General features: G+C 69.0%; 23 protein-coding genes. 10 read left to right on the top strand and 13 right to left on the bottom strand.

The annotated features are described in order from the left end of the window. Positions 1 to 299: 299 nt before the first annotated feature. The 9 genes from groL to JOF29_RS33665 form a co-directional block, all read right to left on the bottom strand. Positions 300 to 1,991: a chaperonin GroEL gene (groL, locus tag JOF29_RS33705; RefSeq protein WP_209698410.1), complete on the bottom strand. Its 1,692-nt coding sequence runs from the start codon at positions 1,989 to 1,991 to the stop codon at positions 300 to 302. An 84-nt stretch (positions 1,992 to 2,075) separates the two neighbouring features. Further along, the gene (locus tag JOF29_RS33700) at positions 2,076 to 3,101 is read right to left on the bottom strand and encodes an NAD(P)-dependent alcohol dehydrogenase (protein ID WP_209698409.1); all 1,026 of its coding nucleotides are present in this window, start codon (positions 3,099 to 3,101) and stop codon (positions 2,076 to 2,078) included. Then, positions 3,098 to 3,799 carry an iron-sulfur cluster assembly protein gene (locus tag JOF29_RS33695; RefSeq protein WP_209698408.1) on the bottom strand — a complete coding sequence of 234 codons (702 nt, stop codon included), beginning with the start codon at positions 3,797 to 3,799 and terminating at the stop codon, positions 3,098 to 3,100. Before JOF29_RS33695 ends, JOF29_RS33700 begins: the two co-directional genes overlap by 4 nt. Before the next feature lie 44 nt (positions 3,800 to 3,843). Further along, complete coding sequence (locus tag JOF29_RS33690; protein WP_209698407.1) at positions 3,844 to 4,887, bottom strand: amidohydrolase family protein; 1,044 nt, start codon at positions 4,885 to 4,887, stop codon at positions 3,844 to 3,846. A 15-nt stretch (positions 4,888 to 4,902) separates the two neighbouring features. Next, the gene (gene mimD / locus JOF29_RS33685; protein WP_209698406.1) at positions 4,903 to 5,277 is read right to left on the bottom strand and encodes a propane 2-monooxygenase effector subunit MimD; all 375 of its coding nucleotides are present in this window, start codon (positions 5,275 to 5,277) and stop codon (positions 4,903 to 4,905) included. Further along, entirely contained in the window at positions 5,274 to 6,461 is a 1,188-nt protein-coding gene (locus tag JOF29_RS33680) for a ferritin family protein (protein ID WP_209698405.1), read from the bottom strand. Before JOF29_RS33680 ends, mimD begins: the two co-directional genes overlap by 4 nt. After that, a complete protein-coding gene (locus JOF29_RS33675; protein WP_209698404.1) occupies positions 6,458 to 7,510 on the bottom strand; it encodes an FAD-binding oxidoreductase in 1,053 nt (350 codons plus the stop codon). Before JOF29_RS33675 ends, JOF29_RS33680 begins: the two co-directional genes overlap by 4 nt. A 19-nt stretch (positions 7,511 to 7,529) precedes the next feature. Further along, entirely contained in the window at positions 7,530 to 9,182 is a 1,653-nt protein-coding gene (locus tag JOF29_RS33670; RefSeq protein ID WP_209698403.1) for a ferritin family protein, read from the bottom strand. Positions 9,183 to 9,267: 85 nt separating this feature from the next. After that, positions 9,268 to 9,498 (bottom strand): hypothetical protein, encoded by a 231-nt coding sequence (locus JOF29_RS33665; RefSeq protein WP_209698402.1) that lies wholly within the window; start codon positions 9,496 to 9,498, stop codon positions 9,268 to 9,270. 100 nt (positions 9,499 to 9,598) lie between these two features. Between JOF29_RS33665 and JOF29_RS45680 the strand changes: the two genes are divergently transcribed. Both JOF29_RS45680 and JOF29_RS33655 read left to right on the top strand, forming a co-directional pair. Then, a complete protein-coding gene (locus JOF29_RS45680) occupies positions 9,599 to 11,386 on the top strand; it encodes a sigma-54-dependent Fis family transcriptional regulator (protein WP_209698401.1) in 1,788 nt (595 codons plus the stop codon). 93 nt (positions 11,387 to 11,479) lie between these two features. Beyond that, entirely contained in the window at positions 11,480 to 12,700 is a 1,221-nt protein-coding gene (locus JOF29_RS33655) for an MFS transporter (RefSeq protein ID WP_209698400.1), read from the top strand. A 106-nt stretch (positions 12,701 to 12,806) separates the two neighbouring features. Here the strand turns inward: JOF29_RS33655 and aroQ are convergent, their stop codons facing one another. After that, positions 12,807 to 13,409: a gamma subclass chorismate mutase AroQ gene (gene aroQ, locus JOF29_RS33650; protein ID WP_307863823.1), complete on the bottom strand. Its 603-nt coding sequence runs from the start codon at positions 13,407 to 13,409 to the stop codon at positions 12,807 to 12,809. 184 nt (positions 13,410 to 13,593) lie between these two features. On the opposite strand from aroQ, the gene sigK reads away from it, so the two are divergent. The 7 genes from sigK to JOF29_RS33615 all read left to right on the top strand — a co-directional run bounded on the left by sigK (position 13,594) and on the right by JOF29_RS33615 (position 18,792). Then, on the top strand, positions 13,594 to 14,202 hold the full coding sequence (gene sigK / locus JOF29_RS43900; RefSeq protein ID WP_307863822.1) for an ECF RNA polymerase sigma factor SigK: 609 nt from the start codon (positions 13,594 to 13,596) through the stop codon (positions 14,200 to 14,202). Continuing rightward, on the top strand, positions 14,202 to 14,927 hold the full coding sequence (locus JOF29_RS33640) for an anti-sigma factor (RefSeq protein ID WP_209698397.1): 726 nt from the start codon (positions 14,202 to 14,204) through the stop codon (positions 14,925 to 14,927). Before sigK ends, JOF29_RS33640 begins: the two co-directional genes overlap by 1 nt. A gap of 9 nt (positions 14,928 to 14,936) precedes the next feature. Continuing rightward, positions 14,937 to 15,290 (top strand): PaaI family thioesterase, encoded by a 354-nt coding sequence (locus tag JOF29_RS33635; RefSeq protein WP_209698396.1) that lies wholly within the window; start codon positions 14,937 to 14,939, stop codon positions 15,288 to 15,290. A gap of 104 nt (positions 15,291 to 15,394) precedes the next feature. Next, on the top strand, positions 15,395 to 16,768 hold the full coding sequence (locus tag JOF29_RS33630) for a DHA2 family efflux MFS transporter permease subunit (RefSeq protein WP_245359710.1): 1,374 nt from the start codon (positions 15,395 to 15,397) through the stop codon (positions 16,766 to 16,768). Beyond that, positions 16,765 to 17,715, top strand: coding sequence for a sigma-70 family RNA polymerase sigma factor (locus JOF29_RS33625; RefSeq protein ID WP_209698395.1), 951 nt, complete (start codon positions 16,765 to 16,767; stop codon positions 17,713 to 17,715). Before JOF29_RS33630 ends, JOF29_RS33625 begins: the two co-directional genes overlap by 4 nt. Next, complete coding sequence (locus JOF29_RS33620) at positions 17,715 to 18,470, top strand: isocitrate lyase/PEP mutase family protein (protein ID WP_209698394.1); 756 nt, start codon at positions 17,715 to 17,717, stop codon at positions 18,468 to 18,470. Before JOF29_RS33625 ends, JOF29_RS33620 begins: the two co-directional genes overlap by 1 nt. Before the next feature lie 100 nt (positions 18,471 to 18,570). Beyond that, positions 18,571 to 18,792, top strand: a complete 222-nt coding sequence (locus JOF29_RS33615) for an antitoxin (RefSeq protein WP_209698393.1) — start codon at positions 18,571 to 18,573, stop codon at positions 18,790 to 18,792. Positions 18,793 to 18,894: 102 nt separating this feature from the next. Here JOF29_RS33615 and JOF29_RS33610 read toward each other — a convergent pair whose 3' ends face one another. Next, complete coding sequence (locus tag JOF29_RS33610) at positions 18,895 to 19,728, bottom strand: class I SAM-dependent methyltransferase (RefSeq protein ID WP_307863821.1); 834 nt, start codon at positions 19,726 to 19,728, stop codon at positions 18,895 to 18,897. A 169-nt stretch (positions 19,729 to 19,897) separates the two neighbouring features. Between JOF29_RS33610 and JOF29_RS33605 the strand changes: the two genes are divergently transcribed. Beyond that, complete coding sequence (locus tag JOF29_RS33605) at positions 19,898 to 20,647, top strand: SDR family NAD(P)-dependent oxidoreductase (RefSeq protein ID WP_209698392.1); 750 nt, start codon at positions 19,898 to 19,900, stop codon at positions 20,645 to 20,647. Here the strand turns inward: JOF29_RS33605 and JOF29_RS33600 are convergent. Then, positions 20,641 to 22,086, bottom strand: coding sequence for an FGGY-family carbohydrate kinase (locus tag JOF29_RS33600; protein ID WP_209698391.1), 1,446 nt, complete (start codon positions 22,084 to 22,086; stop codon positions 20,641 to 20,643). The genes JOF29_RS33605 and JOF29_RS33600 overlap by 7 nt on opposite strands. Continuing rightward, positions 22,083 to 24,416 carry a glycoside hydrolase family 95 protein gene (locus JOF29_RS33595; protein ID WP_209698390.1) on the bottom strand — a complete coding sequence of 778 codons (2,334 nt, stop codon included), beginning with the start codon at positions 24,414 to 24,416 and terminating at the stop codon, positions 22,083 to 22,085. The genes JOF29_RS33600 and JOF29_RS33595 overlap by 4 nt, the downstream gene beginning before the upstream one ends. Between the last annotated feature and the right edge of the window lie 4 nt (positions 24,417 to 24,420).

Genomic DNA, 24,420 nt, shown 5'->3' with positions numbered 1-24,420 from the left:
GGTCGGTGACTGGGGAGTTCCGGCCAACCGCGATCTGCGCGCCGTTCGGCGGCGGCTCGGACGACTGCCGTTCGGATGTTGTGCAGGTCGACAGTACGTATACGTCCACGGTCCGGGGATCCAGCCGGTCGCCAGGCGTGCGAGCGCGGGTACTACACGTATACGTACTGTCGACCTGCACATCTCGCACGCGCAGTAACACCTCCAGCGCTACCTCGTCGACGGCGTCGCCGGAGGCGCCATGGCCGGCACCCGCGGCGTAGCCCAACCCGCCGTGGACGCCGACCACTGAGGCCGTCTCAGCCGACGGAGGGGCCGAGGCCGAGGGATTGGGGGGTGCTGGAGTCGGGGGACGGTTGGTGGAGGCCTTCGTCGAGGGCGCCGTATTCGGTCATCAGGGCGGCGCTGCCGCCCCAGGGGGTTTGTTCTTCGGCGATGAGGGTGTTGGTGGTGAGGAGCAGGCCCGCTACCGATGCGCCGTTCTGGAGGGCGGAGCGGGCTACCCGGAGGGGGTCGATGATGCCCATGGCAAGCATGTTGCCGTAGCGGCCTTCGAGGGCGTCGAAGCCGTCGTCGACGTCCATCGCGGTGGTACGTTCGAGGACCTCGGCGCCGGAGTAGCCGGCGTTCGCCGCGATCAGGTACGCCGGTTCCCGCAGCGCGCGGCGGACGATCTCGACCCCCATCCGGTAGTCGCCCCGTACGTCGAGGTCGTCGAGCACCGGTGCTGCGTGCAGCAGCGCCATCCCGCCGCCGGCGACGATTCCCTCGGCCATCGCGGCGCGGGTCGCCGAGAGTGCGTCCTCGACGCGATGCTGCAGCTCCTTCAGTTCGACAGGTGTCGGCGCGCCGACCCGGATGATCGCGACCTTGCCGGACAGCGCGCCGATCCGCTCGGTCAGTACGTCCTCGTCGACGCCGAACGTCGCCCGCTCCAGCTCGGCGCGGAGCTGAGCGACCCGGAACGCCACGTCCTGCTCATGCCCTGAGCCGGCGACGATCGCCGTACGGTCCGCGTTGACCCGCACCTGGTCCGCCCGGCCGAGCTGGTCGATCGTCATGGTTTCGAGGCTGAAGCCCGAGTGCCGGCTGTACACCGCGCCACCCGTGATCGCCGCGATGTCCTCCAGCTTGTGCAACCGCCGGTCGCCGAACCCTGGCGCCCGCACCGCGACGCACTGGAACAGCCCGTTGACGTGGTTGTGCACCAGCATGCTGAGCGCCGTACCTTCGAGGCTCTCGGCAATGATCACCAGCGGCCGCGGGTCGCGCATGATCTTGTCCAGCAGCGGCATCACCTCCTGTACCTTGGTGATCTTCTCGCTGCACAACAGGATGTACGGGTCGTCGAGGACGGCCTGCAGGGTGCCCGGATCGGTGACCATGTACGGCGACAGGTAGCCGTTGTCGAACTCGAATCCCTCGACGAAGTCGACGCTCATCCCGTGGGCCGCGGACTCCTCGACGGTGACGATGCCGCCGTCCCCGACCCGGTGCAGGGCCCTCGCGATCACCGCGCCGACCATGTCGTCGTCGTTCGCCGAGATGGCGGCGACCCGGGCATAGTCGTGCTCGGTCTGGACCGGGTGTGCGACCTCGCGCAGGCGGTCCACCAACCGAGCCACGGCCAGGTCGATGCCACGTTTCACCAGCACCGGGTTGCCGCCGGAGTCGATCGCCGCCATTCCCTCCCGGATGATCGCCTGCGCGATCACGGTCGCGGTCGTGGTGCCGTCGCCGACGATGTCGTTGGTCTTGATCGCGGCTTCCTTGACCAGCTGCGCGCCCATGTTCTCGAACTGGTTCTTGAGGTAGACCTCGCGGGCGATCGTGACGCCGTCGTTGGTGACCACCGGCGAGCCGGTGATCTTCTCCAGGATCACGTTGCGCCCCTTCGGGCCCAGCGTCGACTTGACCGCGTCCGCCAACTGGTCGACCCCGGCCAGCAGCAGTTCGCGAGCAGTTTCTCCGAACCGCAGTTCCTTCGCCATGAAAACCCCTCCGGTCATGTGCTAGGTGGACAGAAAGACAAAAGAAGAAGAGAAAAGAGCGGAGGAGGGGACGGAAATGGTCTTTTACGGAACGAGGATCGCGCGGCCGCGGATGCGGCCGGCGTCGAGGTCGGCGATTGCTTCGGCGGCCGCTTCGAGGGGGTAGGTGCGGGTGTGCAGCGTGACCTTGCCGGCCTCGGCGAGTGCCATCAGCTCGGCCAGTTCGTTGAACGTGCCAACGATGTTGCCGACGATGTTCCGCTCGGTCGAGATGATGTCGAGGGTCGGGATCTGCACCTGGCCGCCGTACCCGATCACGAAGTACGACCCGCCCCGGCCGGTCATCGCGAAGCCGTCCTGCTCCGCGCCCTGCTCGGCGACGAAGTCCAGGACCACCTGTGCGCCCGCCCCGCCGGTCAGTTCCAGGACCCTCTCCACCTGCTTGCCGTCAGCAACAACTGTCTGATCGGCGCCGAGCTGTTCGGCCAGCTTCAACGCGTCCGGGTTGCGGTCCACGACGATGATCCGCGCCGCGGTCAGCGCGGCCAGGCACTGTACGCCGATGTGGCCCAGACCGCCCGCGCCGATCACCACCGCCGTCGTACCGGGCGGCAGCAACGGCAACGCCTTCCGCACCGCGTGGTACGCCGTGATACCTGCGTCCGCGAGCGCGGCGACGTCCTGCGGCTGGGTCGCCGGATCGAGCTTCACGCACGCGCGCGCGGACGTGAGAAGGTACTCCGCCATCCCGCCGTCGCTGTCGAGCCCCGGGAAAGTGCTGTTCACGCAATGCATGTCGTCCCCCGCCCGACACGCACGACAGAGCCCGCAGGTGGGCGTCGGGTGCAGGATGACCGTGTCGCCGACCTGCACGTTGGTGACCGCGGAGCCGACCTCGTGCACCCAGCCGGCGTTCTCGTGCCCGATCGTGTAGGGCAGCGCCGGGTGCATTGCGGCGTCCCACTGCCCTTCGATGATGTGCAGGTCGGTACGGCACACGCCGGCGCCGCCGATCTTGACGACGACGTCCAGCGGTCCCTTGACGACCGGCTCCGGTACGTCGTCGACGACTGGTTGCCGGTGGTACCCGTGCAGTCGAACGGCCTTCATCCCAGCTCCTCCTCGCCCGCACCGGTCCCGACGTACCGGTGCCTCAGCATTCCCCTGCAGATCCCGGTGTTGGCCTCGATCCCGGTCCGGGTCAGCCGGGCCAGCCCGAGGTGCCGCGCCGCCCCGGCGGCGGCGACCGCCGCCCCCGTGCCGACGTCGACGAGCAGCGGCGCGTCCGGACCCGCCGGCAGCCCGAGCTCGGCACGGCGCCGGAGCAGCCGGTCGAGCGCGGGTGACGTCGGCAGGTCGGCGATCGTCAGCCGGGCGACGCCGGCCGGATCGATGCCTGACGCAACCAATGGCCGGCAGACCTGATCGGTCCCGGCCAGCACCGCCTTGGCGACGAAGGTACGGCGTAACTCGTCCAGCTCGGCCGTCGCCTCACCGTCGAAGGACGCGACGAAACCGGCCCGCGCCGCTACCCCGGCATTGATCTGCGCGGCCGCGAAATGATCCTCCAGCGCGACGTCGACCGAGCGTACGGCGGGCAGTGCAGCGACCACGTCGTACGCGTCGGCGACCATCAGGAAGGCGAAGTTCGGCGCACAGAAGTACGTCGGCAGCCGGAGCCGGACGACCACGTCACCGGCGGCCGACACGACGCAGGTGGACACGAAACCCAGCGTCGTGATCGACTCGTCCAGCTCCGGGTCCCGGACCGCGCCCAACGCGTCCAGGACCCGGTCCCGCTCAGCCATGACCGCCATTTCCTTGCTGCCCCGCCCCACCGCCCCGGTCAGCATTACGACGTGACCAACTTCGAGTCGTCCTGCGCGGCCGGCGTCGCCTCCTTCAGTTGCAGCTCGTCCGGAACCTTCAGGTCGTACAGCTTGGCGGCGTTCAGCCCGAGGATCTTCTTCTTGCCGTCGACCCCCAGCCGCGGGTAGTCGGAGAACTCCGGATCGTCCGGGAACTCCCAGTCCACGAACCCCTCGACCTGCCACTTCGGTTCCCAGATCCCGTAGTCGCTGCCGAACGTCATCTTGTCCTCGCCGACCCAGAACAGCAGCTCGCCCATCACCTTCGCGAAGAACCGCGGCCGGGCGTGCATCAGGCCGCCGATGACGACCGACAGACCGGCGTACACGTTCGGTTCCTGGGTGGCCATGAAGCAGAAGTCCTCGATCCGCGGCAGGCCGACGTGCTCGACGATGAAGTTCAGCTCGGGGAAGTCCGTCGCGGCGTGATCGACGTCCGAGACGTCGAACGCGTCCTTGTCCAGCGGCCAGATCGTGGGGCCCTTGTGGACGTGGATGTTCTTGATCCCGAGCTCCTGCGCCTTCGCCAGGTACGTGTACGCCGCCGGGTCGGTGAGCTTGTACCCGCGGGATCCCGCGTTCCACTCGGCCGTGTAGAGCTTGACGCCTGTGGAGCCGTACCGATCCACGTTGTGCGCGAGCTCCTCCAGGCCGGCGTCACCGTCGCGCGGGTCGAACCGGGTGTTCAGCACGAACATCCCCGGGTGCTTCTCACCGAGGTTCGCGTTCTGCTCGGTAGTGTTGAAGCCCTCCCTGTACCACTCCTTGAGGTACGTCGGCTGGAACACCGCGACGTCCACGTAGCCGTCCTCGAACACGTCCTTCATCAGGTCGTCCTCGGTGTAGCTCATGAACTTCTCGATCGTCCAGTGGGTCGCCGGCGGACCGAGACTCTGGTACGCGTGGAAGCACTCGATCCAGCCCTTCGCGTACTGCTCCGCGCCCTTCACCCAGTTGTCCGGGCCGGCTTTCCACATGTGCATGTGGCTGTCGACCACGAAGTACTTCTCACCGTTCTTCTCGTACACGAAAAGGCCCCCTTGTCAGCTGGATGCGGTCAGGTCGAAGCCGATGTAGTCGGCGGCGTCCTCGGGGTTGGCGAACATGATGGTCCGGTCGTCGAGGTGCACCATCCGCCCGTAGTGGGTGGACATGTTCTCCTCGAACTCCGCCTGGTCGAAGAACCCGGGCTCCTCGCCGAGCGCCTCGGAGATGTCGTCGTACACGAAGTCCATCCGGCCGACCGCGTCGACCCGGATCATCGACGGCAGAGGCGTCACCGTGACGTTGTCCAGCCCGGTCATCACCTCGGCCACGATCGCGCCGACCTGGTTGTTCATCAGCGTGACACCGCACTTGTTGGACGCGGTGCTGTCGGACTTGAACGGGCTCTCGGCGACGGCCCTGAGCGTGGTCACTGTGCCAACTCCTTCGGTGCCTCGAGGCCCAGCGAGGCGAGGATGCCGCTGAACCGGTTCTTCACGCGGTCGAGACCGTCCTCGAACCGCGGCGGTTTGGCGTCCGGCTGCGACCAGAGCGGCTGCAGGGTCCGGGCCGCGGTCAGTGCCTTCGCGGTCCAGGTGCTCGCCCAGTCGGCCAGGATCGCCTTGTTGTGCCCGGCGAACTCCTTGTCGTTCGTCAGCAGCTCGAACATCGCGGTGGTGTACCGCAGGTCGCGTTCCGCGAAGTCGTACTCCGCCGCGCCGACCACCGTCGGCGTCACGAAATCGCCGTTGCGCGGGGCGGCCTGCTGGACCAGCTGGCTGCGGAACAGTTCGCCGACGAGCGGCTCGAAGACGACGTTCGCGGCGAAGATCGCCTCGCACCAGTCGTCGATCGCGGTCAGTTCCTCGGCGACCGCGCGGACGCCCTGCCAGGCCGGGTCGTGGTTCCAGGTCTCCAGGTGCGCGCTGCCGTCGAAGCCCTCGATCTCCTCCGACAGCGTGAGGTTGTAGAGCGCCAGGTCCTGCGCGGCGCGGATCCGGTGCATGCTGTTCACCGAGATCGCGTTGTTGTGCATGTTCGTCGGCGCGCGCCGGTTGGCGTTCGCGTACAGGTACAGGCCGAGGCCGTGGTCGACGTGCATCCAGGCGCCGATGTGCTGCTCGACGAACCGCACCCAGTTCGGGTTCCACTGCTCGAAGGCTTTGGACGCCTTGGCGGCCTCGACGTTCTGGGTGACCTGGCGGACGACGTTCGAGTTGTAGCGGTAGAGCGTCAGCTCCCACTCCTCGTTCGGGTCCCGGAACTCGTGCCAGCCGGTGGCCGGCCATTCCTTCACGAACAGACCGCCGGTACCGGGTCCGCGCTCCGGAGACGGCTTGTCCGAGCCCCACGCCTTCAGCACGGTCCAGTCCAGCGGGTAGCCGCCGCGGCCGTCGGCGAAGCCGTACAGCCAGCCCTGACTCAGGTAGTGCCGCGGGTCCGGCTGGACGTCCACCGTGACGTCCTCGTAGTGGCTCTGCTTGCGCTTCTGCGGTTTGTAGTAGTTGTAGTGCCGCACGGTCGAGTCCGGGAACTCCCGAGCACCTGCCTCCGCGTCGGTGAAGACCGGCTTCGGCACACTGCGTTCAGTCTTGGGTGAGTCCTGTGTGGTGGTCATCTTGCCTCCAGCACCTTCGAGTCACCGGCGTCGCCGGTCGTCGTGAACTTGTCGTAGTAGATGTGCTTGGTCGCCACGCCGATCCGCTCGAGCAGCGGGATCGCCGCCTCGACCATCGGCGGCGGTCCGCACACGTAGGCGTCGGCTCCGGTCAGGTCCGGTTCCAGCCGCTTGACCACGTCGGTGATCAGGCCGTTCTCGCCGTCCCAGTCCTCGCCGCCAAGATCCTGGTCCGACAGCGCCGGCACGTACCTGAACCGTGGCAGCTTCCGCGCGAGCGCCTCCAGCTCGTCCTCGAAACACAGGTCCCGCGGCGTCCGCGCGCCGTAGTAGAACGTGGTCGGCCGGTCGATCCCCCGCTCCGCCATCGACCGGAGCAACGCGAGGATCGGTGCCAGCCCGGCGCCGCCGCCGAGGAAGACCAACCGGGCGTCCAGGTTGTCCCGGAGGGTGAACACCCCGAACGGCCCGGTCAGCTCCAGCCGGTCGCCGACCTGCAGGCGCCGGTCGAGGAACTCCGAGAACACGCCGCCCGGGTACACCTTGATGACGAACTCGAGCTCCCCGCTCGCCCGGCTCGACGTGTTCGCCATCGAGAACGAGCGGGTCTCCGCCGAGCCCGGAACGGCGATGTCGACGTACTGCCCGGGGAAGAACTTCAGCTCCCCCGGCTCGGTGAGCCGCAGCACCAGGTGCCGCAGGTCGTGGGTCACCGGGGTGATCGCCACGACCTCGGCGGTGCGTTCCTGGATCGGCAGCCCGGAGCGGATCATCTCCGCGTCGTAGTTCAGCAGCTCGATCGTGAGGTCCTCGAAGGCGTGCGCGCGGCAGAGCAGCGTGTAGCCCTCGTCCAGTTCGTACTCCGGGAGCGCGAAGGTCGAGTACCGGTCCAGGTCGATGTCCTCACCGTCGAGGACGAACGACTTGCAGGACGCGCACTGTCCCTCCTTGCAGCCGTGCATGAGCATCACGCCCTGCTCGGCCGCGGCCCGCAGGATCGTCTGGTCCTCGTCGACCTCGATCTCGATGCCGACCGGTTCGAACCTCACGACGTGCTTCATCAGGCCATCAGGCTTCGGCCGGCGCGGGCCGTCCGGCGGGACCACCCTTCACGTAGCGGGCCGCGAACGCCGTACGTTCGTCGTCGCTCATCTCGTTCAGCAGTACGTTCGGGCTCGCCAGCGGCGGGCACTTGCGCAGGTGGTCGAGCGTCCACATCTTGTCCGGGTTCAGATCCAGGTGCGGCTGCGCGACCATCGTCTTGCCGTCGTCGCGGACGAAGCCCATGTCGGACACCACATCGGCCCAGTTCCAGCCGTGGTACAGCGTCTCCCACTCGCGGTGACCGATCAGCTTGCCCATGTTCGGCGTCTGCCGGCCCTGGTACGTCGGCCGGAAGGCGGTCTCGTCGGTCCACTTGCACATCTCGTGGCAGTACGTCCGCCACTGGCCGTCGACCTTGGCCATCACCATGTCCTCGCGGACCAGGCACGGCACCATGCACGTCCAGCAGCGGTGCGGGTACTCGTAGTCGACGTCCTCGAAGACGATCGGCTTGTGCCCGTTCGGCCGGGAGAGCCGGTTGTAGTTCTCCCACCAGGCGCCGTACTTGTCGTACCAGCCCGGGTACTTGTACTCGAACCACTCGAAGTCCTTGTCGGTCATCGGGTCGATCCGCCAGTAGTTGGCGAGCCACCCGGTGGCGAAGAACTGTGCGACCTCGTGCACGTAGCCCTTGTTCCAGATCTGGTTCCAGGACTCCTCGATCAGGTCGTGCGGGATCTCCAGACCGTACTTCTCGAGCGGCACCAGGTAGCTGCGGTAGTAGTCGTCGTAGATCCAGCGGCGCCACATCTCGGCGTACGACTCGCGGTCCTTGCGGCGGTCCTTCGTGCCGTACTCGATGAACGTGCCGATCGCCGCGTCGACGACGCGGTGGTTGTTCCACCAGGCGTACCGCAGGTCGCGGGCCAGCAACTGGTGGTTGTCCTCGTCGGCCAGCGCCATCAGCAGTGTCGCGTACCCGTTGCTGATGTGCCGGGACTCGTCGGACTGGACCGAGTGGAACACCGTCGGCAGCAGGTAGTCGCCGTTCGCGGCGGCCTCGGCCGGCATCGCGACGAACAGCGTGTTGGTGAACGCGGTCTCGGCCACGATCGTCAGGTAGATGCTGGCCGCGGTGATCGCGTCACCGGTGATGAACCCCTCGGCGAACTGCCGGCCGATGGTGCCGCAGTAGTCGCTCTGGAAGTTCCGCAGGCTCGAGTTGAAGCCTGCCGGGTCGATGTAGTTGTTCATGTACAAGCGCTTGAGGTTCTGCTGGATCGTCGAGTGCCTGACCTCGTCGATCATCTGGATGGCCTGCCCGTTGTGCAGCTCGGGGTTCGGCACGGTCCGGAACAGCAACGGCATCGCCCGGGCGGCGGAGATCTCCGGCAGCGGGATGATGCTCAGGAACAGCTTCTGCCATTCCAGCCAGCGTTCCTGGACCTGGCGGAACATGTTGCCGCGGATCGCGCCGTCCGAGGCGCCGTACACCCGGTGGTCCTTCTCCTCCTGCATCGGGAAGTACGACCGCAGTACCTGCTTCAGCGGGTCCTTCTTCTGGGCCTTCCGGAACGTGTAGTCGGTGCCGTACTGGGAGACCGGCTCGTGGTACGCCGGTTCCCAGGACAACTCCTGGATCTTCTGGTGGGCCTTCGCCACACTCTGGCGACTCATGGCACTCCTCCCGCTCATGTGACCGGCTGTCACCTGCAGTACAGCCCGGGCCGGAGTGTGATGGAGGTCTCAAATTGAGAAGCGGTCAGGATTCCCCGAAGAAGGCGTCCCGGAGCTCCGCGAGCTTGGCGTCGGTCTGCTCGGCCAGCCGCTGATCGCCTTGCGGATCGGGCCGGATCCCCAGGCAGCGGAGCAGTTCCGCGGCCGGTTCCCCGGGATGCCCGGTGGCGCCCAGGACCGGGTGCAGGCCGGCGTCGGCGAGGTGTTCGAAGACCAGATGTACGACGGACCACGGGTTGTACGACTCGTCCTCCATCTGCCCATCACAACCCCCGCGTCACCGGGCGGTTGTCTCATTCTGAGACAGCACTTGCGGCCCACTGCACTAGGCTCGAAGGAAGCGTCAGGGAGGCCCCGTGGACGAGCTCACACCTACGGCGGACGACAACCTCCGGACCGCCACGGCCCGGTTGAACTTCCTCACGTTCGATCCCGTCGAAGTCCGCGACGTCCGGCCGCCGATCCTCGCCTCCTGGGTACGGTCGCAGCACTGGAAGCTGCCGCCGGACAAGATCGAGCTGCCGTACGTCGCCGACCCGGACCTCGAGGTCCCGCTCGCCCGGAGCGCCGGCCCGGTCCTGCGGAAGCTGCACGAGAACCTCGACGGGCAACCGATCAGCGTGATCCTCACCGACCGGTCCGGCCTGGTACTGCAACGGCTGACCGCCGACACCGGGCTGGCCAGGCACCTCGACCGGGTCTACCTGGCGCCGGGGTTCAGCTACTCCGAGGAGTTCGCCGGCACGAACGGCATCGGTACCGCGCTGGAAGGCGGCGGTCCGATGCACGTCTTCGGGCACGAGCACTACGCCGAGGACCTGGAGGACCTGGCGTGCGCCGGCGTACCGATCAAGAATCCGCTGAACGGCAAGACGATCGGGGCCATCGACCTGACCTGCTGGCGCAAGGACGCCGGGTCACTGCTGATGGCGCTCGCCAAAACCACGGCGGAGAACATCCGCGCGGCGCTGCTCAAGGACAGCTCCCCCCGCGAGCTGACGTTGCTCGAGACCTACCTGCAGCACTCCCGCCGGCTGGGCGACCTGGTCATCGCGGTCGACGAGGACCTGCTGCTGATGAACGCGAAGGCGCGGCAGTCGCTGGACACCGACGACCAGCGCGCGGTCCTTGCGTACGCGTCGGAGATGCTCGTGGGCGGAGCGACCGAGGCGATCCTGACCGAGCTGCCGAGCGGGTCCTGGGCCCGGATCACCTGCCGGCCCGTGGGCGGACGGCCGGGAGCCGGGATCATCCAGGTCAGCCCGCAGTCGACGGCGCTCGCCCTGCGGTCTCCCGAGTCCGGCCATCGCCCGCCGCCACGTCCGGTGCTGCCCGGGCTGGTCGGCCGGAGCGCGCCGTGGCTCGGCAGCAGCCGCGAGGCCGACAACGCCTGCCGCGCCGGTGAGTGGGTCGTGCTGACCGGCGAGCGCGGCGTCGGCAAGGTCGCGCTGGCACGGGCCGCGCACCGGCAGAACCGGACAGGCCTGTTCCACGTCGTCGACGCCGCGCGACCGGGCGACGGGTTCGCCGCCGAACTCGAAGCGGAGCTGTCCGACGACTCGGTGCAAACCCTGGTCGTCCAGCATGTCGAGGCACTCGATCCGGCCGAGGTGGACGCCCTCGCCGAGGCGCTGTACGACGTCCTCGAACGCCGGCCTGCCGAGCCTCCGTGGGTCGTACTGACGCTCACCGGCGACGAACCACAGCACCTCGGTGAGCTGCTCACGCTGTTCCCGCTGACCGTCGAGGTACCGCCGCTGCGACACCATGTCGAGGACGTCCGCGAGCTGGTCCCGTACTTCCTGGACCAACTCAGCCACGGCGAGCTCACCTGTGGGCCGGACACGATGCAGCAGCTCCTGCGGTCGGCCTGGCCCGGCAACACGGCGGAGCTGTGCCAGGTGCTGCAGCAGGTCGTCGTACGGCGGCGCCGGGCGGGCGTCATCGTGCCCGCGGACCTGCCGGGCCGGACCCAGGCGGTCAGCCGCCGCAGCCTGAGCCAGCTGGAGGCGCTCGAGCGCGACGCGATCATCCGCAGCCTGATCGCCAACGACGGGCACAAGGGCCGGGCCGCGAAATCCCTCGGCATGTCCCGGGCCACCATCTACCGCAAGATCCACGACTATGGAATACAGCCTCCGTAATTGTGATCGGAGCTGCACCTGAATTCGCAGTTCCTGACAGATTTGATCAACTTCCTCTTGCCGTGAGCCAGCCGCTCGGGGTGAGATTGGCAGATGACGGACACGCGACCCGCCGATACGACGGCCGAGGGGCGGGGTTTCTCCTACCGCCCGTTCATCTGGCTCGCGGTCGCGACGTTCTCGATGGGCATCGACGGCTACGTGCTGGCCGGTCTGCTGCCGCAGATCGCCGGCGACCTGAAGGTGACCCCGGCCGCGGCCGGGCAGCTGATGTCGGTGTTCGCCTTCACCGCCGCGCTGGCCGGTCCGGTGCTCGGCACCCTGACCTCCCGCTGGGAACGCCGTACGACGATCGCGCTCGCACTCGGCGTGTTCGTGCTCGGCAACGTGGTGGTCGCGGTCGCGACGAACTACCCGGTCGCGCTGAGCGGCCGGGTGCTCGCGGCGCTCGGCGGCAGCCTGCTGAACGCGGCCGTCACCGGGTACGTGCTCGCGCTGACCCCGTCCGAGCACCACGGCAAGGCGTTGTCGTTCGTGCTCGGCGGGTGGATGACCGCGACCGCGCTCGGCGTACCGATCGGGCTGGTGATCGGGCAGTCGAGCTGGCGGTTCCCGATGATCATGGTCGCCGTGGTCGGCACGATCGCGCTGGCCGGGATCCTGCTCCGGCTGCCGCGGTTGCATCTGCCCGGCGGGACTCTCGTCGAACGCCTGCGCCCGCTCGGGCAGCCGCGGCTGGTGGCCGGTCTGCTCGTCACCACCGGCATCCTGTGCAGCAGCTACGCGTGTTTCACGTACGCGACGCTCATCCTCGAGCCGCACTTCCACGTCAAGTGGGCGATGATCGCGATCATGTTCGGGTACGGCGTCGCGAGCATGGCCGGCAACGCGGTGACGGGACGGCTGGTCGACAAGTTCACCGCGCTGAAGGTGCTGACCGTCGTACTGGTCGGGCTGTTCCTGAACGCCGTACTCGGCATCGTCGCGTTGATGTTCGCGCCGGCCATGGTGGCGGCGGTCTGGGGCCTGGTGTGGTTCTTCTCGGCCGGCGTCGGCAATGGCGGCGGGGCGGTACCCCAGCAGGCGCGCCTCGCCTCGATGGCGCCGGACTCGGCGGCGATCGTGATGGCGCTGAACGGCAGCGCGATCTCCCTCGGCTCCGCCCTCGGCAGCGGCCTGGGCGGCGTCGCCCTGACCGCGGGCGCCGCCCCGAACGGGCTGCTCGGCGTCTCGGCCGTCGTACTGGCAATCACCGTCACCCTGCACCTCCTGGTCGCCCGCGCCTCCCGCGCCTCCCGCGCAGCCACCGCGTAGGGCCTGGCTGTACCCACACGCACGCATAACCCGCTCAGAACGACGAGTCCGAGGCTGATTCTGGAGGTTCTGTATGCACAGGGATCCACTGACGCGGATGGGGTGATCAGCAGGTCGCCGCCGAGCCGGTCCGCAGCGCGCGGCGGTGCAGCGGGTCCAGGTGGTGACGGGCCGCACCGGTCGCGTTGGCGACCACCAGCGCGATGTCGCAGCGCAGGCCGCTCTGGCGCAGGTGATCGACGCGGACCAGTTCGGCCAGCAGTTGGGTGGTGAGCGCGTCGAGCTTCTCGCGGATCACGTTCAGGTCCGGGCCGCTGGTCGGCGCCTTGTCCGGGTGCGCGGCCCAGTCCGCGAGCAGCCCGCGCTGCACGACCTTGCTGGCGTCGATCTGTGCCTGGAAGAACGCCGCGGTCGCGTCCAGGTCGATGCCGAGCCGACCGGCCGACGCCCGTACCGAAGTCAGGATCTGCTGCTCCCGGACCGGGTCGTCGACCGGCTTGCCGCTGAAGTACTTCGACGCCGCGACGTCGTCGCCGATCAGGATCCGCTGGATGACGAGCTCGGTGAGTCCGTCGAGCGTCACCTGGCCGTCGTGCACTCCCCCGAGCTGCACGGACGGTTCAGGTGCCGCGTTCGCGGCCGGCATCAGCAGGAGCGACGTACCGGCAGTAGTCGCCGCCACGGCCGCGGTGATCAGCTTTCGAAGCACTTGCTCCACCTCTCCACGACGGTTCCGACCGGCAGGCGACTCTACGCCGGCAGGGGTGCACAAACATTCACTTTCAGGTCTCCCGAACGACCCATCCGGCCCGGGACCGGCGCCGAAGTACCTCTGGAAGCACCCTCCGAGGAAGGCGCAACGTCATGCCCGCGAACGCTACGGTGAGTTGATCGTGACCGAACCCACCGCGCTCCCCTGGCCGGCCGGACCGCAGCAGCGGTCCGGCGGGATCACGGACGGCGACCTGCTGACGTTGACCGCAACCGGCGACGCCGCCGCGTTCAGCACGCTCTACGACCGGGTGGCCCCCTGGGTGTTCGGCCTGGTCCGCCGGGTCCTCCGGAACCCGGCGCAGTCCGAGGAGGTCACCCAGGAGGTGATGCTCGACGTCTGGCGGACGGCGACCCGGTACGACGCCGACCGCGGCTCCGCGCACTCGTGGATCCTGACCATCGCGCACCGCCGCGCGGTCGACCGGGTCCGCTCCGAGCAGGCCGCCGCCGACCGCACCGAACAGGTCGGCGCCCGCTCGGTCGACGTCGAGTTCGACCAGGTCGCGGACACCGTGAGTACCCGGCTGGAAGCCGAGCAGGTACGCCGCTGCCTCGGCAGCCTGACCGAGCTGCAACGCGAGTCGATCGAGCTCGCGTACTACAACGGCTACAGCTATCCCGAGGTCGCCCAGCAGCTCGGCGCCAAGCTTCCGACTATCAAAGCGAGAATGCGCGACGGCCTGATCCGGCTCCGCGACTGCCTCGGAACCACGAAGGGGCAGGCGTGATGACCGAATCCGACGTGCACACCCTCACCGGCCCGTACGTCCTCGACGCCCTGCCGGACGACGAACGGGCCCGTTTCGAGGCCCATCTCACCGGCTGCGCGTTCTGCCGGACCGAGGTCGCCGAGCTCCGCGCCGCCGCGGTCAAGCTCGCCACCCAGGTCGCGACCCCGCCACCGCCGGCGCTCAAGGCCGACGTGATGGCCGCGATCGAGCACGTCCGCCAGCTCCCGCCGCTGGTCCAGGACCCGGCGCCGGTTCCCGCCGTACGGCGTCGCATCGGCCGGCGTTCGCTGCTCGCCCTCGCCGCGGCGGCCGCGCTGGTCGCGCTGAGTGGCGGGATCGCGATCGACCAGTACCAGGGCCGGACGACCGCGGAGCAGGCGAGCCGGCAGGTGGCCGCCGTACTCGCCGAGCCGGACGCACACACCGTGCACGGTGCCGTCCGGGGCGGTGGCCAGGCCACGGTCGTCACGTCCGGCCGGGCGAACAAGTCGGTCGTCGTACTCCGTGACCTCCCGAAGCTCCCGTCCGACCGGACCTGGCAGCTCTGGATGATCGACCCGCGGCAGACCGCGCACTCGATCGGCCTCGCCGCCGGCGACCTGACCCGGGTGATCGACGGCTCCACCACCGGGATGACCACGTTCGGCCTCACCGTGGAACCCGACGGCGGCTCACGGACCCCGACGATGCCGGCCGCGGCGCTGATTCCGCTCCCCCAGTAGTCTCCTGGCATGGTGGAGGCGACGGCCGAGGTACACATCCAGCTGCCCAGCCGCCCCGAGGTCACCCAGCAGCACGGCTACTTCCACGCCGGCGCCACCAGCTCGATCGCAGACAGCGCCGGCGGGTACGCCGCCTTCACCCTGTTCCCCGAGGGTACGTCGGTCCTCACCGTCGAGTTCAAGATCAACCTCCTGGCCCCCGCCGAAGGCGACCACCTCGAAGCCGTCGGCACCGTCATCAAACCCGGCCGCACCCTGACGATCTGCCGCCTGGAGGTCTACGGCATCACCCCCACCACCCACACCCTGGTCGCCGCCGGCCAACAAAACCTCATCCAAGTCGACTCCCGCACCGAACGCTGAGAGAACTCGTGCTCATCGGAGCGATGAGTTTGGGGGGACTCGCTGGTCTACAGGGGTGACAGCGATTCCTGGAGGGGCTTGTGCGCGAACGATGGGTTTTGGGGTTGACCTCTCTCGGTTCGTTCATGGTGGCGTTGGACACCCTGGTGGTGGCTGCGGCGCTGACGACGATCCGGGGTGATCTCGGTGCTTCGGCCGAGCAGTTGGAGTGGACGGTCAACTCGTATGCGTTGAGTTTTGCGATGCTTCTGATGACGGCCGCCGCGATCGGCGACCGCCTTGGGCGGCGGCGTACCTATGCGGCCGGCCTGGCACTGTTCACGGCCGCGTCGGTCGCCTGTGCGCTGGCGACCTCACTGCCGTTCCTGATCGTGGCGCGGACGGTGCAGGGTGCCGGTGCGGCGTTCGTCATGCCGTTGGCGATGAGCCTGCTCGGTGCGGCGTTCCCGCCGGAACGCCGGGGTCGTGCGATCGGTGTGTTCAGCGGCGTGACCGGGATCGCCGTACTCGGCGGTCCGCTGATCGGCGGCGCGGTCACCGAAGGACTGTCGTGGCAGTGGATCTTCTGGATCAACGTACCGATCGGCGTACTCGCGATCGGTCTGGTGCTCGCGAAGGTCCCGGAGTCCACCGGCCCGGCCCGGCGGCTGGATCTCGTCGGCGCGGTGCTGATCAGCCTCGCCGTACTCGGGCTGGTCTGGGGCACGGTACGTGGTGGGTCGGCGGGCTGGACGAGCGCCGAAGTACTGTCCGCGTTCGGGATCGGTGCCGTGATGCTGATCGGCTTCGGGGTGTGGGAACGCCGTACCGAGCATGCGATGGTGCCGCTCGCGTTCTTCCGGAACCGGACGTTCACGGCGGCGAACTCGGCCGGCTTCTTCCTCAGCGCGGCACTGTTCAGCGCGGTGTTCTTCCTCTCGCAGTACATGCAGGTCGTGCTCGGGTCGGCGCCGCTCAAGGCCGGTCTGCAGCTGCTGCCGTGGACGGCGACGCTGTTCGTGATCGGGCCGATCGCGGGGCGGCTGGTCGACCGGGTCGGCGAGCGTCCGCTGGTCGTCATCGGCATGGCGTTGCAGGCGGCCGGCATGTTCTGGGTCAGTCGCGGGACCAGCCACTACTGGGAGCTGGTCGTGCCGTTGATGGTCACCGGGTCCGGGATCTCGCTCGCGATGCCCGCGGCGCAGAGCGCGGCGATGTCCTCGCTGCCGCGCGAGTCGGTCGGGATCGCGTCCGGCATCTACAGCATGAACCGCCAGCTCGGCGGTGTGGCCGGTGTCGCGGTGCTCGGCTCGGTGTTCACCGCGGCCGGCGGCTACACCGGTCACGGCTTCACCCGGGCGCTCGCGGGTTCCGGCGTACTGTCGTTGCTCGCGGCGCTGTCGGGCCTCGTGATCGCGGCCCGCGGCCGGACCACCCGGCCCCCGGCGACACGGGCCGACGCGAAGGCGAAGGCGAAGGTGGTGGAAGGAGTCCGATGAACCTCGAGGAGGAGTTCGCGGAGCATCGGGGCGAGCTGGTCGCGCACTGCTACCGGATGCTCGGCTCGCTGCACGACGCCGAGGACGCCGTCCAGGAGACGTACCTGCGCGCCTGGCGTGGGCACGCGGACTTCGAGCACCGTTCGTCGGTCCGGACCTGGCTGTACCGGATCGCCACCAACGTGTGCCTGAACCTCCTGCAGCACAGCAGCCGGCGGGTGGTCCCGTCGGCGCTGGGTGCCCCGGGCAACGATCCGGAGGACATCCATGCCCAGGCGCTCGAGGTGCCGTGGCTGGAGCCGTTCCCGGACCAGCTGCTCGGGGCGGACCCGGCCACCGTGGTCGGCGACCGGGCGAGTCTGCGGCTCGCGATGGTCGCCGCCATGCAGCACCTGCCGCCGCGGCAACGCGCCGTGCTGATCCTCCGCGAGGTGCTCACCTGGCCGGCCGCCGACGTCGCATCGTTGCTCGACACAACGACCGCCGCGGTGAACAGTTCGCTGCAGCGGGCCCGCGCCGAGCTCGCCCGGCTGCGGCCGCGCGAGGACGAGCTGAGCGAACCGGAGGAACCGCTGCGGCGGGCGTTGCTGGACCAGTTCCAGGCCGCGATGGAGAGCAAGGACCTGGTGCTCCTCGAAGGGCTGTTCACCGCGGACGCGCGCTGGGAGATGCCGCCGATCCCGACCTGGTTCAGCGGGCGTGCCGACGTACTGCGGTTGCTCGACTCGAAGCTCCGGCCGGGTCCGGACCGGCGCCGGCTGGTCGCCACCTCGGCGAACGGGCAGCCGGCGTTCGCGATGTACATCCGCGGCACCGACGGCCAGTTCCACGCGCACTCGGTGAAGGTGCTGACGCTCACGAAGGACGCGGTCGCGGCGGTGCTCGCGTTCCATCAACCTGCTTTGTTCCCGGCCTTCGGGCTGCCGTTGATCGATGGGAGATCCTGATGTCGTTGGCAACTACTTTGCGAGACCTGCACGTTTCCGGTACGCCGTTGGTGGTACCGAACGCCTGGGACGCCGCGTCGGCGCGGCTGATCGAGCAGGCCGGGTTCGCCGCGGTCGCGACCAGCAGCAACGCGACGGCCGCGGTCCTCGGGTACGACGACGGCGAGCACGCGCCGGTCGCCTACGTACTCGCCGGAGCGGCCCGGATCGCGCAGGCGGTCTCGGTCCCGGTCACGGTCGACTTCGAACGCGGGTACCGGCTGGCCCCGGCCGAACTCGTCGAACGTTTCGTCGCCACCGGCGCGGCCGGCCTCAACCTGGAGGACTCCGACCCGGCGACCGGAGCGATGATCGACCCGGGTGAACAGGCCGATTTCCTGGCGGCGGTCCGGGCCGCGGCCGGTGACGCACTGGTGGTCAACGCCCGGATCGACACCTTCATCCGCAAGGCCGGTACGGCGGCGGAACAGTTACGGACGGCAATCGATCGCGGTACGAAATACCTGGCCGCCGGGGCTGACTGTGTGTATCCGATCGGGGTCGGCGACCTCGACGTGATCGGCACGCTGACGAAGGAACTGGCCGGTCCGGTGAACGTCGCCTACGGGCAGGGCGCGCACTCGGTCGCCGACTACGCAGGCCGCGGCGTGGCCCGGGTCAGCTTCGGGCCGATGTTCCAGCGGCACCTGTACGGCGTGTTCGCCGCGAGCGTACTCCCCGCGCTGCAGGCGGACCGGAATCCGTTTGCCGAGTGAACGCCGCGCCAACCGACGGCGAGTCCTTGTGTGGAATCGGCCTGATCGGGTAAGACGGGCTAGGTAGTGGAAGGCAACCATCGAGGAACGGGGAAAGACGATGGGTTTGTTCGACGAGATGAAGGACAAGGCCGAAGAGCTGGCCAAGGACCATCCGGACCAGGTCAACCAGGGCCTCGAGAAGGCCGGTGAGTTCCTGAACGAGAAGACCGGCAACAAGTTCGGGGACCAGATCGAGCAGGGCGAGAACTTCGCCAAGGACCAGCTCGGTGGCCAGGGCGGCGGCAACAACCAGGACAACAACCAGGACAACCAGTCCTGATTTCGGCCTGACGCAGCACACCCAGCGGCCGCGGCACCCGCCGCGGCCGCCGTGTGCGCGGCCGCCCTCTCAGCAGAATCGCGGCCGGCACTCAGCAGGCGCTCAGCGCCAGATCACCGCTTCGATCTCGCGCCGCTCCTCGGCGAACAGCCCGTGGTCGGAGGCGTTCGTGAGCAGCTCGCGCAGCTCCGCCTCGAAGGCCGGCCGGTCCGCGCCGAACTGATGCGGTGTCGAGCTCGACAACGAGAACACCGACGCGACCACGTCGTCGACGGTCCGGTCCTCGATCTCGTTCCCGCCGACCACCAGTTTCGTCGGCCCGGCGTACCCCGCCGCGCGCATCACGTCCTCCTCACCGCCCCGCGTGCCCGTCGGCAGCACGCTCCGGCCGGCCCGTCGTACCGGACCGAGGTAACGGGCCACCAGCTCGTCGATCGCGGCCCACGGCGGCCTCGGGTGCGACAGCTCCGCCGTACCGTCGAGCCCGCGATGCGTCGTCGCGCCGACGTGTACCCACGCCCCGCCGGGCGCGAGCATCCCGCGGACCAGTCGCGCAACCAGCGCTTGATCCATCCAGTGGAAGGACTGCGCGAACGCCACCACGTCGAACGTCCCGAGGTCCGCAGGCAGCTCCTCGGCCCGTAGCTGCCGCCATTTCGCGTTGCGTACGCCGGTCTCCGCGGCCCGCGCCGCCGCCACGTCGAGCATGTCGGCGTCCGCGTCGACACCGACCGCTTCCGCGAAGTACGGCGCCAGCAACAACGTCACCGGCCCCGGCCCGCAGCCGACGTCGAGCAGTCTGCCGTGCCCGTTCAGCTGCAGTTCGTCCCGGAGTACGTCGCCCAGCGCCGCCGGGTAGGCCATCCGCCCGACCGCGTAGTGCCGCGCACTGCCGGCGTACAACGTCTCGTCCCAATGCCAGTTCCAGTCGCTCACCTGCAGAGGTTAGCGAGCAGTCCGCGACCGCGCGATCGCTTTGTGGCAAGAAATGCCGAGAACTCTTCGGCTGCGGCGATTCCCGACGTACGCTGCTCTTCACAAGACGTTGGGCAGGGGGGAACTGCATGACGCTGGGTTTTGGCCTGCGCTCGGGGTTGAGGCAACGATGATTCCGCTGCGCCGGATCCTGATCTGGATCTCCGGGGCCTCGGCCGGGCTGGGTGCCGCGCTCGCGGCCACGGTCCCGTTCGAGAACGCGGAGCTGGTCGACATCTCCCGCCGCGGCGGGACACCGGGAACCCAGCACGTGGCCGTGGATCTCGCCGATCCGGACTCGTGGCCCGTGGTGGACAAGGACTTCCGGCAGCGGATCGGGGACGGCGAGCCGGCGATGGTGGTGTTCATCCACAACGCCGGAACCCTGGCCCCGCTCGGCCCGGCGGATCGTGTCGACACCGCGCAGTACACCCGGAACGTCCTGCTGAACTCAGCTGCCGCTCAGGTCCTCGGGCACTCGTTCCTCAGCGCGCTCGACGGGCGCGACTGCGAGCAGCACCTGATCATGGTGTCGTCGGGTGCCGCGAACCGCCCGCACGAAGGCGAATCCAGCTACTGCGCAGGCAAAGCCGCGCTGGACCAGTGGGTTCGCACCGTCGGTCTGGAGCAACGCCGCCGAAGTCCCGGCTGCCGGGTGCTCTCGGTCGCGCCCGGCACGCTCGACACCGACATGCAGGCACTGTTGCGCAGCGCCGATCCCGAGGACTTCCCGGAAACGGTCCGCTTCCGGGAACTCGAGGCACTGGGCAGGCTGGAGAAGCCCGAGACGGCGGCGCGCGCGATCTGGTCGCTGCTCGACCGCGACATCGACAGCGGCACCGTGCTGCACCTGCACGACCTCACTTATCGATATCACTGAGCGATCCGGTGGATCAGGTCACGGGTCGCGGGATACAGCTCGGTGTACGTCTCGAAGAGCGTCCGGTACGTCGCTGCCGTTGCCGGATCGGGTACGGCGACGTGATCCGGCCTGGTCCAGTCCGTGTCCGGTGGTACCGCGCCGACGCCGATCGCGGCCAGCAGCGCGCCGCCGTACGACGCCCCGATCGTCTGCTGTGGAACGACTTGCCGGACGCCCGCGACATCGCTGACGATCTGCGTCCACAGGCCGCCCTGCGTACCGCCGCCGACGGCCACGATGCGTTCCGCCGGACCGAACACGTCGAGGATCTGCCGCACCCCGCAGGCGATTCCTTCGTACGTCGCGCGCAACAGGTGACCGCGCCCGTGGCGGAGCGTGAGGCCGGCGATCACGCCGCGCGCCAGCGGGTCGTAGACGGGGGTGCGCTCGCCGCTGAAGTACGGGAGCAGGACGAGCCCTTCGCTGCCCGCGGGTACGGCGGCCGCTTCCCGCAGGAGGGTCTCGAACGGGACGCCGCCGGTGAGGTCCTGCAGCCAGGTGGTGACGGTTCCGGAGGTCGCCATCCCGGCGGCCAGCGTGTGCGATCCGCGTTCGACGCCGGACGTTGTCCAGAGCCCTCGCACACTCGTTGGGGTGGCCAACACTTGGACGAAGAACATCGTCGAGCCGTACATCAGCATCAGGTCGCCCGGGTGGCGGACGCCGACGCTGAAGGCCTCCGCCCACGCGTCGACGGTGCCCGCGACGACCGGCGTACCTTCGGCTAGACCAGTCTGTGCGGCGGCGTCCCGGCGTACGGTGCCGACCTGTTCGGAGGGCCAGACCAGGCGCGGCAGGGCGAGGCCCGGCAGGACCTGCTCGACCCAGTCGGTGGCCCAGTCCTGGCGGTGGATGTCGTAGAACGGGTCGCACTGGCTGGCCGTGTGGTGGTCGAGCACCCATTCGCCGGTCAGCTGGGCGACGACGTACGTGTGTGCGCTGAACCACCGGTCCTGGGGCCGCCACGCCTCACCGGCGTCGCGCTTGAGCCAGGCGAGTTTCGGGCCGATCGCCTGGCTGGACAGGTCTTTTCCGCAGCGCTCGAGGATCGCGCCGGCGCCGAGCTGCTCGGTGATCTCGGCGATCTCGCGCGTCGACCGGGTGTCGACGCCGTACAGGATCGCCGGGCGCCGCGGGCGCAGGTCGACGTCGGTCTGTACGACGCACGGGCCGAGGCCGGAGACGCAGACCGCGACGACGTCGGTGGAGTCCAGCTCGGCGAGGACTTCCACGACGTCGCCCCACCAGTCGCGCTCGGGATCCATCTCGGCCCACCCGGGCCGCGGCAGGCTCGGCGCGTGGTCGCGGCGGGCGACCGCGACCACCTCACCGTCGAGCGTGCAGCGAACGGCCTTCGTACTGCCGGTACCGATGTCGACGCCGATCACGAAGCTCATCCGTTGATTGTCCAGGTGTGCGGGGCGTTCGCGGTCAGGGACACCTCCTCGCGGCGGTCCTTGTGGCGGAGTACGACGGTGGCGTCATGGTCGGAGGTGATGACTGCGTTGGCGGCTTCGGGGGACCACGTGAGATCGACACCGATCCCGCCGCGGGCGCGGAGTCCGGTGATCTGGCCCTCCGGCCAGGCGGTCGGCAGCGCCGGGAAGAACTCGAGCTCGCCGGTGTGGCTCTGCAGCAGCATCTCCGCGATCCCGGCGGTGGCGCCGAAGTTGCCGTCGATCTGGAACGGCGGGTGCGCGCAGAACAGGTTCGGGTACAGCCCGGAGCCGTCGCCCACGTAGTCGGTGCCGGAGTCGCCGGCCGGCGTGAGAAGCTCGCGGACCAGGCGGTGCGCGGCGGCGCCGTCGCGAAGCCTTGCCCACAAGGCGATTCGCCACGCCAGCGACCAGCCGGTGGACTTGTCGCCGCGGAGCTCCAGGGTACGGGCGGCGGCCGCGGCGAGTTCCGGCGTACCGTCCGGAGTGATCTGGTCGCCGGGGTGCAGGCCGATCAGGTGCGATGTGTGCCGGTGCAGCGGCTCGGCCTCGGGGAGATCGTCTCGCCACTCCTGGAGTTGCCCTTGGCCACCGATCTTCGGGTCTGGGATGCGCTTGCGGGCTGCCTTCAGGTCCTCGATGAACGGGTCGGTCAGGTCGAGGGCCTCGGCCGTCTGGGCGCAGCGGTCGAAGAGGTCGGCGATCAGCGAGAGGTCCATCGTGGACGAGGTGGTGACCGAGGCGGGCTTGCCGTCCGCCGCGATGAACTCGTTCTCGGGCGAGGTGGACGGCGCGGTGCCGAGGGTGCCGTCCGGGAGTTCGATCAGCCAGTCACGGCAGAACTCGGCGGCGCCCTTCAGGACCGGCCAGACGTCGTTCAGGTAATCCCGGTCGCCGGTGAACGCGTAGTGGTCCCACAGATGACGGCACATCCAGACACCGGCCATCGGCCAGTTCGCCCACTTCGGGTTGCCGTCCACGGGGGCTGTCCAGCACCACGCGTCGGCGTTGTGATGCGCGGCCCAGCCGGCGGCGCCGTACAGGACTTCCGCCGTACTGCGTCCTGCCAGGGCGAGGTTCTTCACGTAGGTGAGCAGCGGCTCGTGACACTCCGGGAGCGAAGTGGTCTCGGCCGGCCAGTAGTTCATCTCGGTGTTGATGTTCACCGTGTAGTTGCTGCTCCACGGCGGTTGCAGATGCTCGTTCCAGATCCCCTGCAGGTTGGTCGGCAGCCCGCCGGGACGCGAACTGGCGATCATCAGGTACCGCCCGAAGTTGTAGATCAGCGCTGCCAGCCCCGGATCGTCCCCCGCACTCACCAGCCGCCGATCCGTGGTCAACTCTGCCCCCGAAGGCAGCACAAGCACCGACCGCCGGAACAGCTCTTGGTGGTCACGCACATGCTCCTCCCGCAACCCAATGGACCGGGCGAGGGCGGCGCGGACGGCTGTGTCCGCCAGCTCGCGGCATTCCTCACGGGTGCGGGCTGGCGGCGTGTGCGGTCCTTCGTAGCCCGTGGCAGTGGACAGCACGACGTACAGCTCGGTCGCGTCGGCGACTGTCAGCGCGTGGTCGGCCGCGGTGAGGATGCCGTCGGTCTGGGCGCGGAGTACGACGGCGGCGTTCATCCCGCGGTCGTCCCCGTCGGAGTACTGGATCGGCTCGCCGCTGCCCTTGTGGGGTGGTGCGACCGACGACGGGCAGGTGGCGAGCAACGCGAGGCCGTTCTCGCCGAGGGCCTGGGTGGTCGAGCGGAGCTGCGAACTGAGACTGAGCGTCACCGTGACCGGTTCCGCAACCCCCAGACGTAGGATCAATGCCCGCGCCGGCGCACTGACGTACACCTCCTGCCAGACCTCCACCCCGCCAATGGTGTACTCCGCCCGCGCGACCGCGGTGTCCAGATCCAGCCGTCGCCGATACCCCGCGACCTCACCGTCGCGCTCGAAGTCCAGCACCAGATCGCCCAGCGGGAGATACGCCTGCGAGTGCCCGCTCTGGAACCCGCCCGCCAGCTCCTCCGCGGCCCGCACGTCTCCCCGCACGATCGCCTCCCGCACCCGCTCCAGCGCAGCGGACCCGACCTCGCCGTTCGGAGTCGCCAGCCGCTGCGTCGTCGCCGGACTCCCCGACCAGCACGTCTCGTCGTTCAGCGCGATCCGGTCCTGCGCCGTACCGCCGAACCACATCGCACCGATCCGGCCGTTGCCGAGCGGCAGCGCCTCCAGCCAGCTCGCCGCGGGAGCGTCGTACGTCAGCTCGGTGGCGGCCGCAGTCATCCGATCTCTCATACCG

This window comes from Kribbella aluminosa, from assembly GCF_017876295.1.
Classification (GTDB): Bacteria; Actinomycetota; Actinomycetes; order Propionibacteriales; family Kribbellaceae; genus Kribbella; species Kribbella aluminosa.
The sequence above is the reverse complement of the archived record's forward strand: the minus strand, read 5'-3'. Positions and strand labels throughout refer to the sequence as shown.

Excerpts from the sequence above, each read along its gene's own strand:
- groL (WP_209698410.1), bottom strand. The coding sequence starts at position 1,991 with ATGGCGAAGGAACTGCGGTTCGGAGAAACTGCTCGCGAACTGCTGCTG.
- JOF29_RS33655 (WP_209698400.1), top strand. The coding sequence starts at position 11,480 with ATGACGGACACGCGACCCGCCGATACGACGGCCGAGGGGCGGGGTTTC.
- JOF29_RS33595 (WP_209698390.1), bottom strand. The coding sequence starts at position 24,416 with ATGAGAGATCGGATGACTGCGGCCGCCACCGAGCTGACGTACGACGCT.
- JOF29_RS33625 (WP_209698395.1), top strand. The coding sequence starts at position 16,765 with ATGAACCTCGAGGAGGAGTTCGCGGAGCATCGGGGCGAGCTGGTCGCG.
- JOF29_RS33700 (WP_209698409.1), bottom strand. The coding sequence starts at position 3,101 with ATGAAGGCCGTTCGACTGCACGGGTACCACCGGCAACCAGTCGTCGAC.
- JOF29_RS33680 (WP_209698405.1), bottom strand. The coding sequence starts at position 6,461 with ATGACCACCACACAGGACTCACCCAAGACTGAACGCAGTGTGCCGAAG.
- JOF29_RS33670 (WP_209698403.1), bottom strand. The coding sequence starts at position 9,182 with ATGAGTCGCCAGAGTGTGGCGAAGGCCCACCAGAAGATCCAGGAGTTG.
- JOF29_RS33665 (WP_209698402.1), bottom strand. The coding sequence starts at position 9,498 with ATGGAGGACGAGTCGTACAACCCGTGGTCCGTCGTACATCTGGTCTTC.
- JOF29_RS33600 (WP_209698391.1), bottom strand. The coding sequence starts at position 22,086 with ATGAGCTTCGTGATCGGCGTCGACATCGGTACCGGCAGTACGAAGGCC.
- JOF29_RS33695 (WP_209698408.1), bottom strand. The coding sequence starts at position 3,799 with ATGGCTGAGCGGGACCGGGTCCTGGACGCGTTGGGCGCGGTCCGGGAC.
- JOF29_RS33635 (WP_209698396.1), top strand. The coding sequence starts at position 14,937 with ATGGTGGAGGCGACGGCCGAGGTACACATCCAGCTGCCCAGCCGCCCC.
- JOF29_RS33615 (WP_209698393.1), top strand. The coding sequence starts at position 18,571 with ATGGGTTTGTTCGACGAGATGAAGGACAAGGCCGAAGAGCTGGCCAAG.
- JOF29_RS33620 (WP_209698394.1), top strand. The coding sequence starts at position 17,715 with ATGTCGTTGGCAACTACTTTGCGAGACCTGCACGTTTCCGGTACGCCG.
- JOF29_RS33640 (WP_209698397.1), top strand. The coding sequence starts at position 14,202 with ATGACCGAATCCGACGTGCACACCCTCACCGGCCCGTACGTCCTCGAC.
- JOF29_RS33605 (WP_209698392.1), top strand. The coding sequence starts at position 19,898 with ATGATTCCGCTGCGCCGGATCCTGATCTGGATCTCCGGGGCCTCGGCC.